This is a genomic window from Verrucomicrobium sp. BvORR034 (assembly GCF_000739635.1).
In the GTDB taxonomy this organism is placed as follows: Bacteria; Verrucomicrobiota; Verrucomicrobiia; order Verrucomicrobiales; family Verrucomicrobiaceae; genus Verrucomicrobium.
In genome coordinates this window covers 1-14,038 of record NZ_BATQ01000121.1, presented here as the reverse complement: position 1 = coordinate 14,038, position 14,038 = coordinate 1, and the positions used below count along the sequence as shown (strand labels likewise).

The following is a 14,038-nucleotide window of genomic DNA, read 5'->3' as shown; positions in this document are numbered from 1 at the left end:
TGAATCGCACTTGGAGATGCAGTCGGGCGGTCTCAAAAGGCCCACGAAATTTTCACTCCGACCCAGCGTGGCGCGCCGATGCTCACCAGTTCGTCCCCGGAGCGGCCGGTTTCCACCTCTTCATCGAAGACGTTTTCCATCACCACGGACACGCGCAGCTGTGGGTTGAGCTGGCAGCTGATGGATGCGTCCCACACCAGGTACGAGTTCAGCATCAGCGTATTGAGATCGTCCTCGAACTGCTCACTGCCATACCGGGCCTGGATAAGGGCCTGCCAGCCTTCCGCAGGACGCCAGGCGATGCCGCTGGTAAGCACATGAGGTGGGGCTTGGGCGAGCTCACGGCCATCCAAAGCGGCGGACCGTGCCTTTACTTCGGTGGCGGTGTACAAGTATCCAGCATTGAGCTCCAGCCAGGAGGTCGGCTCCCAGCGGGCTTGCAATTCCACGCCGGTGGAGATCACGGAGGACACATTTTGCCGCTGGCGGTACACGCCCCCAGCAGGCACCACCGTGCCGTCGGGGGCGATGCCGGGCCCTTCCAACAGGGTGACGTTGGCCACGGCATCGTGCAGTTCGTTCCAGAAGACCGTTGCTCCCAAGTGCCAGGCCTTGTCGGGCTCCCATGTCACGCCCGCCTCCACGCCGGTGAGTCGCTCAGGTTCCAGCCCGGCATTGCCCACGGTGACGTCATTGCGCACGCGGAAGGGGCGGTAGAGCTCATTCAAAGTGGGGACACGGAAGCCTGTGTAAGCGGATCCCTTCAGGATGAGCCCCTCAGTCACCATGTGGGCCAGGCCCAGACGGCCGTTGGCCACGACGCCGTCCCGATCTGGGTAGTCCACATCCAGCAGAGGGGTCCCGGTGGCGATCACGCTTTCTGTGCGATGCCCGGAAGAGAGGCGCCAGTAGTCCGCGCGGCCGCCGAGGGTCACCGCCCAGTCGTCAGGGAACTGCCAGGTCTGCTCGGCAAACAGGCCCTGCAGCCACTGCTCACCGCCGGCCACGCGGTGGTTCAGGAAACGACCCGAGTCAAAGCGGAAGCGTTCACGTGTTTCACCCTCGATCCAGCGCCCGTCCACTCCGATGATCAGGCGTGAGCCATCCTGTGTGACAGGAAGGGGGATCCCGCCTGCCCAGGTGGCAGTGAGGCTGTAGCCCAGGGACTGTGCAGGCACCTTGTACTGGTCCAGTGCGGGAGTCTCTGCTGTGCGATCGGCATTCACGGAACTGAAGGTGCTGGCAAACTCGCGATCCTGATAATAGAGCAGGCTCTCCCACTGGAAATCACCGGCTGGTCCCCGCAACCCGAGGCTCAGGTCCAGGGCCTCGGAGCGGTTTCCGGTGTAGGGGGTGCCATTGCCGCGGCTTTCCTCGAACCAGGCGCCCCGCAGCGTCACTTCAGTGCCCGACTCCAGGGTGGTCGCAATGCCCGTCTCTGCGAGGAAGGAGCGCGAGTCTGCGTGGATGTCCACCGGCCCCCGCTGCCCCGCCTGCACCACAGGATAGCCGTCTGTGGCCTGCTCATGCAGGGTGGTGGTGATGCGGAACCGGCCTGCCTCCACCCGAGAGAGCAAGGTGGCCTCATGGGTCTGGCGGTCGCCTGCCAGCAGGTCGATTGCCACATGATCCGGCTGGTGACGGGTGAGGTAGAGCGTGCCTCCCAGGGCATTGTTGCCAAAGAGTCCGGCACCTCCGCCTTGCTCCACCTGCACCGTGCCCAGCAAAGCAGGAGGCAGGCGGTTCCAGTACACCCACCCGCCAAAGGGATCATTCTGCGGCACGCCGTCCAGCAGCACCAAGGTGCGGCCAGCACCATTTGGCCCTAGATTCCGCAGACTCGGACCCTGAGTGGTGGGATTGGCCACCTCGCTGCTGGTTCGCCGGAAAAGGCTGAACCCCGGGACAGCCGTCTTCAGCACCTCATCCAGCGTGCCTTGGGGAAGGCTCAGCAATTCCTCCCGGTTGAGGGAGGTGACACCAAAGGCGCTCTGAGCGAGGGAGTCTGCCGGATAGCGGGAGGAAACAACTTCCACTGCGGGCAGTTCCTCCGTGGACTGGGCGCGGGAGACCGTGGCCAGCGCCAGACAGAACAGGGCAATGCAGGAGGGAACGGCGAAAGACGGGTGCAGCATGGAAGGATGGGTAGCGACTAAACGGAACGAAGGGGTGGGGTCCCGCAAAGGAATCGCGTCGCTCCAGCATTCTGGTCACGAGTAACAGGAACCCGCAGCCGGGCAATTGAAGTTGCGATTTCCCTCACGGACGTCCACACTGCGGACCTCTCACCCAACCCCTGACTGACCAAGCCATGAGTGATCGCAACGCGAAATCGGAATACCTCGTCCTGTCCCGCGGCCAGTGGGACAAATCGCTCTCCAAGGAGCAAATTCAGACGGCCATTGATTCCTTCTACATGTGGATTGAAGGCATGATCGAAGAGGGCAAAATGAAGCCCGGGCAGCGCCTGGCGGTGGGTGGCAAGACTGTGGGGGCCAAGGGAGTGATTGTGGACGGCCCCTTTGGCGAATCGAAGGAGGTGATCGGGGGCTATTGGTTCATCATCGCGGAGAACCTCGAAGAAGCTGCGGAGTACATGGCGGGAAATCCCTGCATCCAGTGTGGACTCTTCTTTGAGCTGCGACCGCTGGAACTGGAGCGCGCCAGCGCCTATGTGGAGACGAATGAAACGCCTGCGGAGGGCTAAACGAAAGCGGGTGTTCCCCATTGAGTTCACGGAGGCAACGTCGTCTCCTGTCTTCTGTCGTCCCCGCATCTTGTCATGGCGTGCCATTCTGTGGCGAGGCGGCTGGTGGAGGCGGCATCGGCCAGGTGGAGCTTCTTTTTGATGTTTGCCCGGTGGGTGTCCACAGTCTTCACGCCCAGATCGAGCTGCTTTGCGATCTCGTGCGTGTCCATGCCCTGGCCCAGGCAACGGAAGACATCCAGCTCGCGGCTGGAGAGGGGAGCCAGGAAATCACGCGTGCCTCCTCCCGCATCCAGCAGCGCTTTGATGACAACGTGCTGTCTGAAACTCCGGCTTACGTGAAGTTCGCGCCGGGCCGTCTTGTTCAGAGCGGAGCACAGGCTCTTGAGCGGATCATCCTTCCGGGCATATCCGAGTGCGCCGGCGGAGAGAGCGAGAGCGGCATAGAGGGGCTCCTCATGGTGCGAAACGATCAAGATGGCGATGCTGGGATCCTGTCTCAGCATCTCGGTCAGGATTCCAGTGCCATCTCCGTCCGGGAGGCATAAATCCATCACCACCAAGTGTGGCCGCTCCGACCGGAGTGCCTGAAGGGCCTCCGCCGCTGTGCCCGCCTCGCCACATATCGTGAAGTTGCCCAACTGGCGGAGTATGGCCCGAATGCCGAGCCTGAAGGCGGGATGGGCATCTACGAGCAGGACTCGCCGAATTTCGTCGGTGGGGGGAGCTGCCACACTCGCTGCATTCTTCCCAGCACTCGCGATTGGGGACGTGGTGGAGGGTGGTCTGGTGGTCGGCGGTGCGGTCACTTCAGCACGGTTGGAGTCCATGGCCTGGATGGTGAGGCGGGGCGTGCCGTTCCTTTTTACCTGAATCGGACGTCGGATCAGCATTGGAGCATGGATATGATAAAATGCCTTCCCATGCTCGGGGTCGAGCTCTGCTAATCAGGAGGGTCAAACGGGTTGTGAGCATGGCGATGGCATTGGCGCCTTTCACTGGACCTGAGGGTCTTCCAAGACATTTCTTCACCCTGATGCCGGGATCGGGCCGGTCACGGAGTTTCCGCCATGGACTACGAGAGAATGGAGCGCGGCGCTTGACTGTGTGGCACGTTTAGTTGCTCCCCACCGCGATCCTGCTGGCGGGCTGCTCTCCCAATTCCTTCCACTCCCGGGCCAGCTTCACCATGTCCTCCGCCGTCTCGAGGGAGAGCTTGGTCTTGATGTGGGCTCGGTGAGTTTCGATGGTCTTCACACTCAGGCCTAAGCGGTCGGCGATCTGCCGGGTGCCCAAGCCCTTGCCCAGCCAGTGAAACACCTCCATCTCCCGGTCGGAGAGTCCCTGCAGGGTATAGTTCTCCGTGGTCGGGCCGTTGTTCTGTAGAAACTGCTGGATGAGGTGCCGCTTGAGACGCGGGCTCAGGTAGTAGTCCTGCTTCAGGGCGTGCTCAATGGCGTCTTCCAGGTGATCCAGGGAGTCGTCCTTGCGCAGATAGCCGCAGGCCCCGGCGCGGAGGGCGCGCAGGCCATAAAAGGCCTCATCGTGCATGGAGACAATGAGGATGGGGATGCGGGGAGACTCCGCTTTCATCATCTTTGTCAGTTCAATGCCATCCCGGCCGGGCAGACTGATATCCAGCAGTACGAGATCCGGCTTCAGGTTCCGAAAGGCGGCCAGAGCCGAGCATGCGTCATCTGCCTCCCCGCAAACCTCGGCAATGGACATGCCGCTGATCAGTTCCATGAGCCCGTACCGGAAGGCTGGATGATCATCCACCACCAGGATGCGGGACTTCGTCGGCGCGTTGATGACGGATTGGGGAGTTTCCAAGATTGTTTCTCCTGCCTTCATACCACCACATGGAAATCGCTGCTCCAGCCACAGGTGCGTGGACTTTGCATCAAACAGGCTGAAGTTGGGCGTGGAAGATCGCCCGGAAAGGCGGGCTCAGAGGGAAGGAGTGAGAGGTGGAAAGGCGCGGGGCCGAAGGAAAGGAACATACGGAGAGAAATCACGCTGCTGCGTACAGAACAGGCGGGATGAAGTGGAAGAGGACGGTTCGGAGCCGGATTGACCGTTCATCAATCGCCCTGATGGATGGCTCAGGGAGGAGCTGTAACCCTAATGCTCGACCTGCCATGGGGAACTGCCATAGTGGTCGGGTCATGCATCGAGAGTGATGACTTGTTGTGGATGTAGTTGACGGCCCGTATGGCGCGAGTGCGCTGTGCGGGCCGTCTTTGCGTGGCGAAGGGCGGTCCTGGCTCGTGAGATGGTGGTGTGCGACCTTGAACCAACTGGGTTCATGAAACTCCGAGAATGTGACTTTGCCTCCTCTCGTCATGCGCTACGGTGCCAGCAGGGCGGACAGGGTGCGGGAGAGTTTTTTGAGAGCCAGGACAAGGCGGGTCTTCACCGTGCCCAGTGGCAGGCTCAGGTGGCTGGCGATCTGGCGCTGGCTCATGCCCCGATAATAGGCGAGCTTGATGGCGTGGCGCTGATCTTCCGGCAGCCCGTCCAGACCGCACTCGAGCAGGTGGTGCAGTTCGTTATGCCGGACTTGCCCTTCCACCATCGAGGTGCTGACGTCGTCCCGCTCGCAGCAGGACTCGTAGTGGTGAGCCAGATTTTGGGCACGGGCGAGCACTCGGGAGGCATCCATGGCCCGGCGTTTTACAATGGTCACGATCCAGCTGTAGGGGTGGCCCTTCTCTGGATTGTAATTTTGCGCCTGTAGCCAGATCTGGAGCAGGCTCTCCTGCACCACATCATCGCAGTCTGCATTGGACGGGAGCACTTTTCGCGCAACGGCTTGCAGCTGGCTGCGGTACCGACGGTGCAGTTCCTTCAGGCAGAGGGGACAGCGTTGCAGGCTGATCAAGCGGATGAGCTCCTGGTCGGAGAGTGTGACAAGGGAGGGCGGGACGGCGGGAGCGTCCATATGCGGAGGGCCCGGGGAAGCGTCTTCCATCGCTAGAAGAGTTGAGAGTCTCGAATGGCTGGGGATCCGAGGGCGGTCAACTTCACGGCTGACCCTGCCAGGCGCCCCGTTCCGGTGCCATGAACAGCCCCAGATCTCCGTCGCTGGCGATGTCTTCGGTACGGGCCCACTCCAGAAGGGGGGAGACGAAGGAGGCAAAGGACATGCCCATACGAGCGGCCTCCGAGTCCACCCACACAGCGAGCTCGGCATCGAGCGCCACCTTGCGTACGCAGGTGTCGGCGGGGATGGGTTGGGGAAGAGAAGTGACGGGAGCCTGGGCGGCGGTGCCGAAGAGCGGATGGATAGATTGCATGGACGCAGAGATGGCTGGGACGTGAGTTCCGCGGTGAGGGGCGACTGCGGCAGGAGTCTGGCAGCACCATAACGCAAGGGCTGCCAACCTTTGAATGTTAAGTGCATGCCTGATCATTTTCTAGGGGTTCTTTCTTAGACTTTAGGATAGCTCGTGCGCCCGCCTCGGGAGAAGTCTTGGGGGAAGGGGGCATTGAGAGGTGTGAACCCGACTGGGATAGCGTGTCGAGGCAGTATTGACCCCAAGACGTTGCACAAGAATTGCTTGCGTCGGAGGCACCGCCGACTACTTCCGTGACCGCTTCACTGATCCAAAATGAGCAAATACTCCTCCGTAAGCCATCGTGTACCGACCCGACACAACACTTGCGCGGTCATTTCACCCGTCAGGAGGTTGGGATACGCCTTGATGCTGGTGGGGCTGTCGGTTGGGACAGGTGCTTATGCCCAGCCGGAGGCGGTCTCCGCACCGCCTTCCTCCGTGGAGCAGGGGCAGACGCCGCTGGAGGAGGCATTCAGCGGTCGTCCCCGCAGGGCACCGGCCGCTCAGGCTGCGGTGGGGGCCCCGTCGGGGACGAAGTTCAACTTGGACTTTCGCACCATGTATCTGGGCCGCCAGAACTACGATGGCTCCGAGACGGAGAGTCTGGCCACAGGGGGCTGGGCCGGCGTGAAGACGGACTACTTTCTCGACCATTTCTCCTTTGGGGCCACGGGTTATACCTCCCAAAAGCTGCATGGTGACCCCGACAAGGATGCGGCGCTGCTGCTGGGGCGGGGGCAGCATGGGTATGAGGTCCTGGGCGAGCTGTATGCTGACGTGAAGATCATCGAGGGGCTGAACCTGACTGTCGGGCGCAAGGAGTACGACACCCCCTTCATCAACCGCAACGACTCACGCATGACGCCCAACACTTTCGAGGCCATCTCCCTCATGGGCGGCACCAAGGTGGGCTCCAAAGGGGCCTCTCTGCGCTATGGACTGGGTTATGTGGACTCCATCAAAGAGCGGAACTCGGACGAGTTTGTCTCCATGTCTGTGGATGCCGGGGCTGAAGTCGAACGAGGCGTGATTGCCGCCGGGGGGCTCTACAAGCAAGGAGGCTTCTCCCTTGGTGCACTGGACTACTATTGCCCGGATATCGTGAACATCGGCTTCGCGGAGGCCAAGATGGAATTCGCCATGGGCGGGGGGCTCACACCCCGCCTGGCAGTGCAGTTTATCGATCAACGCAGCGTGGGGAATGATCTGCTGCTGAACCCGGGCGACAGTGGCCAGCAATACGGCATCAAAGCCGAACTGCCTGTGGGGCGGGCACTCTTTACCGCTGCGTACACCAACATCAGCGGTGACATCGGCATGATGAGCCCCTGGGCCGGCTATCCGGGCTACACCAGCGTGCAGGTGGAGGACTTCAACCGTGCGGGGGAAGCGGCCTGGATGCTGCGTGCCGCGTATGAGTTCAAGGAAATCAAGGGTCTCAGCACGTATGCCCTCTGGGTGCACGGCTCTGCACCGGATGCGACAGGCAAGCATGCCCGGGATGAATACAACTTCAACCTCCAGTGGAGCGCTCCGGAAGGGGTGTTCAAAGGTCTGTCATTGCGCCTGCGCTATGCATTGGTAGATGAGCGGGCGGCAGCGTCCGATGATCTGACGGATCTGCGTTTGATCTGCAACTACCTGATCACTTTCTAAAAGGTCAGCAGGGCGCATCCGTAGAGTTGGCTCCAAAGATCGCAACCTCTGGCCATCTCGTTTCCCGTTCCTGACTAAGGGAGAGCGGGAGTGGAGCGGCCAGAGGCTGGATTGGGGGTCAGTGCTATGTGTTGGGCAGCATTTGGATGCAGCAAAATTCCCCACACATTGGGCAGTCAGTTAGTTATGGTGGCAGAAAAAGTCAGCTGTTTGGAAAGCTGCGCGAAGTGCCTTCAAGGGGCCGCTGCCTGAGCTTCGACATTGACGGTGTTCATGGCCAGTTTTGTGAGCTTCTTGTCCGTGGCACCTTCCTCATCCAAGGTCGTTTGCAGCACGGTCGCCGCGGCTGACTCACCCAGGATTTCAGCGAACGTTCGCGCGGTGCCGTAGGCGGCGATCTCGTAGTGCTCCACCCTCTGGGCCGCACCGATGAGCAAGGCATCCACCACCTCGGGTGTGCCACCCTTGCTGATGAGGTCCGAGCCTTCCGCGATGAGCCCTTCCATGGCCTTGCACTTCTCCACCCGGGTGGAGCTCTCGCCCATATCAGAGAGGATTTTCTCCAGGCGGTTTACGTGTTCCTCCGTCTGGCTCAGGTGTTCTTGGAATCCCGCAGCCAGTTCTTCATTGGAACTGGCTTTGGCCATCTTTGGCAGGGCCTTGGTCAGCTGGCGTTCCGCGCTGAGCAGGTCCTTCAATTCATGCACATAGGCGTCGTGGAGTGTTTCGAGTTTCATACACCGTGGCATCGCGGGGATGCCGGAGGGCGGAGGTGGAGGATGCGACCCTGATGGCGAGTTCGGGGCATGATCGATCAAACTCTGTTTTCCCTAAGAACCTGTTTGGATAAAAACATCTGGGTGTGGCAGGTTCAATTGAGGGAATGAGATAAAAGCGGCTTCGCCGAGCCTGAGAACTGCCCCCTCCGGGGTTGCGGTCCTTTTGAGCCTGGACGGCGTTGCTCATCGGTTGTGAATCTCGATTCACGCCCTCTTCGCGCCTTGTCCAGACTCAAAATGCCTCGCAACACACCCAGCGTTTTTATCCAAACAGGTTCTAACGCAGCCAGGACCTGCCTGGAATGAGAGGATACGTCAAATTCTCTTGCCCGTTCAATGCTCATGAGCCAGTACCAACGCCTCGGCGGATGTGGACACAGGCACGGCAAAATCTCCGCGCAGGATGCGCAGGGCGAGGCGCTCTTCGTTGATCTCTCTCGCAGTGCGGACGCCCAGTCGACGCAACACTGGAAGGGGTGGGCACCATCCTTGGACCGCGTGTTGCAGCAGGAAGGCCCCCACTGCCACCGTAAGCCAACCCCAGCGGCGGTCTTCTATGACGGCCAGAGTGGCGGAGGCCAGTACAACAGTGGCGGCATTGGCTTCCAATACCCGTTCAATATCCCATTCGTGCTCCAGTTCCAGGAGTCGTCGTGTGATTGCATCCTTGTCGCTCGCGGCCAGTTGAGCCAGTCGCTGCTCCATCTTGCGGCGAATGTCCAGGTTGACGTTGTCGGCCGTGTTGGCGGGAACTCGCTCGTCGGTGGCGGGCAATGTGCGATGCAATGGGGTAGTAGCAGTCGTGTTCATAGGCAGGGCAGATTATGAGCCTGTATGGTGTTTGTGTTTTGTTTTGGGCTGAATCGACGCCAGCCCGTTGTTGCGGCGGTCCCAATGCTTCGGGAACAGCGCAGGCCTGCTGCCTGATGGCCGAATCAGGGATTCGCCCTACCTGCGTGCGGCGGCACGAGAGCGATCTTATGAAAAGCTCCCAGTCTTCTCATGAACGCCCTCCGCCCCTTTCTCCTGGTCTGTTCTGGTTGTTTCCTTATGCTCGCTTTGGCGGCATGTGACCGCAACAAGGAGCATGCTCCGAGGCAGGAAGGACCGCCCACGCGGGACTATTACACACCACGCGATACCGGATCCGATCCGACACGTCCGGCCACACCGATACCTCCGCAGGGCGGCAGTGCCACTCCGGAGGGCGCTCCTGCACCCGTGCCCGGTGCGCCTCCAGCGCCTGCTCCAAGCACCCCGCCTACGCCGACCCCTGCACCGAGCGCGCCTCCTGTGCCAAGTGCGCCAGTGCCCCCACAGGTGCCGCCACCAGTAACTCCTCCTTCACAAGAGTAACTTGTTCGAGGGGCTGGGCGCTCAGCCCGCTTCCTGGCCGTTCCCGTTTCGCTCAAGGGCACAGGACTGTTCGTCCAGTTCGTGCCACTCGCGGGCCAGTTTGACAATTGACTCTGCAGTGGGCATGCGGAGCTTGCTCTTGATATGGGCCCGGTGGGTCTCGATGGTCTTGATGCTGAGTCCAAGCTGGGTCGCGATCTGCCTTGTCCCCAGGCCTTTGGCCAACCAGTGAAACACCTCCATCTCCCGGTCCGAGAGCCCTTGGATGGCCGGTTTGCCTTCCACCTCCACGGTGGGGGTGTGAGCGAGCTTCTTGACCAGATGAGCGAGAAGCTTGGGGCTCACATAGTGGGTCCGGCTCGCGGTAAGACGAATGGCGTCGGCCAACTGGGTGAGGGTGTCGTCCTTGCGCAAGTATCCGTAGGCCCCTGCCTTGAGGGCGCGCAGACCATAGAATAGTTCATCATGCATGGTGAGAACCAGCACGGTGGTGTGCGGTCGTTCTGCCAGCATCATCTTGGTTACTTCTATACCATCCCGGCCAGGCAGGCTGATATCCATGACGACGAGATCGGGCTCCAAGTGTCGAAAAGAATCCATGGCGGAGGCAGAATCTCCGGCCTCCCCGCACACCTCGAATCCTTCGATATCGTGTAACATCTCGACCACGCCCAGGCGGAAGCCGGGATGATCATCCACCACCAGGACTCGGGTGGTCAAAGCAGACTTCTGAGAAGAGGGAGCGGGCAAAACAGAAGGAGGCATGACGCCCATAATCGGAGCAGGGATGCCTATCGGGCGTACTACAATGCCGGAGTGATCAGTTGCCGGAAGCAATGAAAATAGGCCGCTTTCGTGCGGGAATATGAATTTGAGAACTTTGCAACTGGTCAAGATTACGCCTCAAGTCTGGCACGGCGCGTTCCAGCCTTGAGGTGCGGGGAGCTTAGAACCTGTTTGGATAAAACATCCGGGTGTGGCAGGTTCAACTAAGGGAATGAGATAAAAGCGGCTTCGCCGAGCCTGAGAACTGCCCCCTCCGGGTTGCGGGCCTTTTGAGCCTGGACTGCGTTGCTCATCGGTTGTGAATTTCGATTTACGCCCTCTTCGCGCCTTGTCCAGACTCAAAATGCCTCGCAACACACTCAGCGTTTTTATCCAAACAGGTTCTTAGCGATGTCCCCAGCATTTGTACACCCGGTGATGTCTGCCGTACCAGATGTGCGTGTGGTGATGGCGATGGCTGCCGCAGAAGCGGTGCTCCAGACGCGGGCGGCGATGATGATGATGGCTGTGCCCATGACCATGGCGATGGCCGACGGTCTGAACTTCATGAGAGGACTCACTGTGGCGCTGACTGTGAGTTTCACGTGCTGCCGCCGTGGAGGGCGTCAAGCTGGCGGCCAGCGCCAAGGTGGCCGCTGCGAAAATGGCAAGAAGGGGGCGAGGGGAGGGGAGTTTCATGTCCGTCTGGGGTAGGGGGTTCGGTTTGGAACACGGTTCGCGGAGCAACACCTGCTGCCCGGCACTGAATCTTTGATGGAATCAGATGAGTGTTTATTCATCTGATTGAAGATTCGTTTGCGAATCGTCCGTGTGGTCCTGGTGAACACGGAGTTGTGATCTGACACAAAAAAAGGGGAGGGAGCGCCGGCCCCTGCCCCTTTGCGGATATCTTGAGTGACTTTGGGGTTCTAGCCTGCTACGCCCGGCGTCTTCTTCTAAGTAACAGGGCTGCCAGACCGAGCGCCAGCATCACGATGCGGCCGGGCTCTGGGACGGCACTGGCCAGGTAGATGGATCCCGTGGTGCTGAAGAGATCAGTGCGCCACTCCAGTCCGAGGGTGGAAACGTCAACTCCGGTGAAGTTGAACGTGTATCCGTTGTTGATGAAGGAGGCGTTGATCAGGGTCCAGTCGATGAGATTGAACGTGCTGCTCTCCGTAGGAGTGAACCCGGCATCGAGCGCAATGTTGATGGTACCGCTGAGTGTGAGCCCGGTTAGCCCGTTGATGGCATCATACCCTGCAGTCGTCGCGCCGCGGTCGGCACCTTTGATGTCAAAGTAGAGACCGCTGGTGGCGGTGGTGGTAAGGGCCCCGTGAATGGTGGCCACGCCGGTGGTGCCGCCACTGCCGATGACGAGATTGCCTGAGGAATCAACGCCATGGCCGTTGATCGTTCCCAGCAGATCCAGTGTGGCACCTGCGGAGACACTGACCTGGCTGGTGAGGGAGCCGGTAACGGCGATGGCCAAGGTGCCCCCAGTCACCTGGGTGGTGCCGGTGTAGGTGTTTGCCCCGGAAAGTGTGAAGACGCCCGCGGTGCTCTTGATGAGCGCCACTTGGGCCGTGGCCCCGTCCACGATGGCCCCGTTGTAGTTGCTGGTGCCGGTGACCGTCAGCGTGCCCGTTCCGGTCGCACCACTGTTGGTCACGACTGCCTGCCCGGTGCCTGCATGGGTGAGCCCTGTAACGGTTTCATTGTACCCGTTGAGATCATAGGTGCCGTTGCTGTTGCCGGTGGCGTCGCCCAGCACCACCGTGGTTCCATTGGGGAGCACCTCAGAGGCTCCGTTCTTCAAAGTGCCGCCTCCCTGGACGACGGTGTTGCCGTTGTAGTTGTTGGTGGCGTTGGTGAAGGTCACCTGGGCATTGGAAATGATGGTGTGCGAGTTGGCATTGTTGCCGGTGATGTTGCCCGTGATGAGGAATGCCCCCTGGGAGAAGGTGAGCGGGCGCGCGTTGTGCGTGAGGACTCCGCTCAAGGTGAGCAGTTGTCCGCTGGAGTTCCGCACCACTCCGCCGCCGACACCGGAGACGGTGATGTTGCGCGCCAGCGTGGCGGCGACGAGACCGGTGTAGTCCAGTGTGCCGGTCGTGGTGGCAGAGCCCAGGGTGATGGCTGCGGCGCCGGATCCGAGCGCCTGTGCGGTTCCGATGTCTGAAATATTGCTCACCTTCAGGGTGCCGTCCGTCACGGACACCGCGCCGGTGTAGGTGTTGTTTCCATTGACCGTCCAGATGCCGGTGCCGCTCTTGGTGATGCTCACCACCTGGCTGGTATCGCTGATGACACCGTTGAGTTCGCCTTCGGCAGGGCCATCCAGCAGCAGAGTGCGACCTGAGGTGGCGGTGTTGGAGTCGATGGTGCCGTTGATGATGAGTTTGCCTGCCTGGGCGTAGATCTTGGCCTGGCCGCCCCCGCCGTTGGTGAGATGAATGGCACCATTGATGGTGTTGGTACCAGCCACGTTGATGAGGGCGCCGAGGGTGGCGGTGCTGCCATCACTGCTGAGGTTCCAGGAGTAGTTCACGCCCAGGGTGAGATTCCCTGCTGATCCGTCCAGCGCCAGGGCGGGGCGGGCCGCATTGGCCACGTTGATGGTCTTGTTCCCCAAGCCGAGGTTCTGATTGCCGGTGACCACCAGTGTGCCGTTGTTCACGTTCACATCGCCAGTGAAAGTGTTGGCTGAAGTGAGGATGGTCTGGCCAGCACCGGTGTGGGCGAGGCTGCCGCTGCCGCTGATGATGCTGCTCACGTGCAGGATGGTCGAGGCGGCGGGTTGAAGACTGCCGCTGCCGTTCAGGATGATTTCGCCCGTGAGCGTGCCGAGGGTGCCGGTGGAGGTGCCAACCGCGCCGCCGTTGTAGAGCTCGATGATCTCTGCGATGGTGAGTTCACCGATGTCGAGAAGAGCGGTCGAGTGGACCCGAGTGCGGTCGTTGAAGGAGTTGAGCCCCAGTCCGTTGACGTGGGCAAGCTTGAGGGTGCCGTCCAGCAGGTTCGTGATGCCTGCGTACTGGTTGGAGGCGGCCAGGATGAGGGTGCCGAGACCTGACTTGGTGAGTCCGTTCTCGATGCTGCCCAGCAGCACGCTGGAAATCGTGAGCGTGTCCGTAGCCAGGTCGGTGCGGATGATGAAGTCCCGGTCATCACCGCTTTCCAGCCCGAGACCTGTGCCGCCCGTGATCTCGGAGGCGTTGCCGCCGGCCTTGAGGATGCTCTGGACTTCCAGGGTGGCGCCTGCGGCCAGCGTGATGTTGTTGTTTCCAGCAATCCGAAGAGTGTTGAGCGTCTCACTCGTCTGGGCGGTGACATTGCCCGTGCCAGTGAGCTGCAGGTTCTTGCCGGTTGGGGTGGTGTCCACGACGGCGTCTGCCAGGGTGGCGACATCCACGGTCAGCAGGGCATTGGCC

General features: G+C 60.9%; 12 protein-coding genes. 2 read left to right on the top strand and 10 right to left on the bottom strand.

Features of this window, described 5'->3' with window-relative positions; genetic code table 11:
* Positions 1-32: 32 nt before the first annotated feature.
* Positions 33-2,135 carry a TonB-dependent receptor gene (locus BV034_RS20125; protein ID WP_050028780.1) on the bottom strand — a complete coding sequence of 701 codons (2,103 nt, stop codon included), beginning with the start codon at positions 2,133-2,135 and terminating at the stop codon, positions 33-35.
* A 176-nt stretch (positions 2,136-2,311) separates the two neighbouring features.
* On the opposite strand from BV034_RS20125, the gene BV034_RS20120 reads away from it, so the two are divergent.
* Positions 2,312-2,707, top strand: a complete 396-nt coding sequence (locus BV034_RS20120) for a YciI family protein (RefSeq protein ID WP_050028779.1) — start codon at positions 2,312-2,314, stop codon at positions 2,705-2,707.
* Between the two features lie 26 nt (positions 2,708-2,733).
* Here the strand turns inward: BV034_RS20120 and BV034_RS20115 are convergent, their stop codons facing one another.
* The 4 genes from BV034_RS20115 to BV034_RS36265 all read right to left on the bottom strand — a co-directional run bounded on the left by BV034_RS20115 (position 2,734) and on the right by BV034_RS36265 (position 6,006).
* A complete protein-coding gene (locus BV034_RS20115; RefSeq protein ID WP_050028778.1) occupies positions 2,734-3,600 on the bottom strand; it encodes a response regulator transcription factor in 867 nt (288 codons plus the stop codon).
* A 223-nt stretch (positions 3,601-3,823) separates the two neighbouring features.
* Positions 3,824-4,540, bottom strand: a complete 717-nt coding sequence (locus tag BV034_RS20110; protein ID WP_265593230.1) for a response regulator transcription factor — start codon at positions 4,538-4,540, stop codon at positions 3,824-3,826.
* 517 nt (positions 4,541-5,057) lie between these two features.
* Positions 5,058-5,651 (bottom strand): sigma-70 family RNA polymerase sigma factor, encoded by a 594-nt coding sequence (locus tag BV034_RS36270; protein WP_050028776.1) that lies wholly within the window; start codon positions 5,649-5,651, stop codon positions 5,058-5,060.
* An 82-nt stretch (positions 5,652-5,733) separates the two neighbouring features.
* Positions 5,734-6,006 carry a hypothetical protein gene (locus BV034_RS36265; protein ID WP_050028775.1) on the bottom strand — a complete coding sequence of 91 codons (273 nt, stop codon included), beginning with the start codon at positions 6,004-6,006 and terminating at the stop codon, positions 5,734-5,736.
* A 315-nt stretch (positions 6,007-6,321) separates the two neighbouring features.
* On the opposite strand from BV034_RS36265, the gene BV034_RS20095 reads away from it, so the two are divergent.
* On the top strand, positions 6,322-7,704 hold the full coding sequence (locus tag BV034_RS20095; RefSeq protein WP_081887970.1) for an OprD family outer membrane porin: 1,383 nt from the start codon (positions 6,322-6,324) through the stop codon (positions 7,702-7,704).
* Between the two features lie 233 nt (positions 7,705-7,937).
* Here the strand turns inward: BV034_RS20095 and BV034_RS20090 are convergent, their stop codons facing one another.
* The 5 genes from BV034_RS20090 to BV034_RS20070 form a co-directional block, all read right to left on the bottom strand.
* The gene (locus tag BV034_RS20090; protein ID WP_050028773.1) at positions 7,938-8,441 is read right to left on the bottom strand and encodes a ferritin-like domain-containing protein; all 504 of its coding nucleotides are present in this window, start codon (positions 8,439-8,441) and stop codon (positions 7,938-7,940) included.
* Positions 8,442-8,816: 375 nt separating this feature from the next.
* Positions 8,817-9,293: a DUF2892 domain-containing protein gene (locus BV034_RS20085; protein ID WP_050028772.1), complete on the bottom strand. Its 477-nt coding sequence runs from the start codon at positions 9,291-9,293 to the stop codon at positions 8,817-8,819.
* Positions 9,294-9,860: 567 nt separating this feature from the next.
* The gene (locus tag BV034_RS20080; protein WP_063768846.1) at positions 9,861-10,604 is read right to left on the bottom strand and encodes a response regulator transcription factor; all 744 of its coding nucleotides are present in this window, start codon (positions 10,602-10,604) and stop codon (positions 9,861-9,863) included.
* 389 nt (positions 10,605-10,993) lie between these two features.
* Complete coding sequence (locus BV034_RS36260) at positions 10,994-11,173, bottom strand: hypothetical protein (RefSeq protein ID WP_265593229.1); 180 nt, start codon at positions 11,171-11,173, stop codon at positions 10,994-10,996.
* A 368-nt stretch (positions 11,174-11,541) separates the two neighbouring features.
* The coding region (locus BV034_RS20070; RefSeq protein WP_265593228.1) for an autotransporter-associated beta strand repeat-containing protein at positions 11,542-14,038 on the bottom strand (2,497 nt) is incomplete at its 5' end.

Excerpts from the sequence above, each read along its gene's own strand:
- BV034_RS20125 (WP_050028780.1), bottom strand. The coding sequence starts at position 2,135 with ATGCTGCACCCGTCTTTCGCCGTTCCCTCCTGCATTGCCCTGTTCTGT.
- BV034_RS20120 (WP_050028779.1), top strand. The coding sequence starts at position 2,312 with ATGAGTGATCGCAACGCGAAATCGGAATACCTCGTCCTGTCCCGCGGC.
- BV034_RS20115 (WP_050028778.1), bottom strand. The coding sequence starts at position 3,600 with ATGCTGATCCGACGTCCGATTCAGGTAAAAAGGAACGGCACGCCCCGC.
- BV034_RS36270 (WP_050028776.1), bottom strand. The coding sequence starts at position 5,651 with ATGGACGCTCCCGCCGTCCCGCCCTCCCTTGTCACACTCTCCGACCAG.
- BV034_RS36265 (WP_050028775.1), bottom strand. The coding sequence starts at position 6,006 with ATGCAATCTATCCATCCGCTCTTCGGCACCGCCGCCCAGGCTCCCGTC.
- BV034_RS20095 (WP_081887970.1), top strand. The coding sequence starts at position 6,322 with ATGAGCAAATACTCCTCCGTAAGCCATCGTGTACCGACCCGACACAAC.
- BV034_RS20090 (WP_050028773.1), bottom strand. The coding sequence starts at position 8,441 with ATGAAACTCGAAACACTCCACGACGCCTATGTGCATGAATTGAAGGAC.
- BV034_RS20085 (WP_050028772.1), bottom strand. The coding sequence starts at position 9,293 with ATGAACACGACTGCTACTACCCCATTGCATCGCACATTGCCCGCCACC.
- BV034_RS20080 (WP_063768846.1), bottom strand. The coding sequence starts at position 10,604 with ATGCCTCCTTCTGTTTTGCCCGCTCCCTCTTCTCAGAAGTCTGCTTTG.
- BV034_RS36260 (WP_265593229.1), bottom strand. The coding sequence starts at position 11,173 with ATGAAGTTCAGACCGTCGGCCATCGCCATGGTCATGGGCACAGCCATC.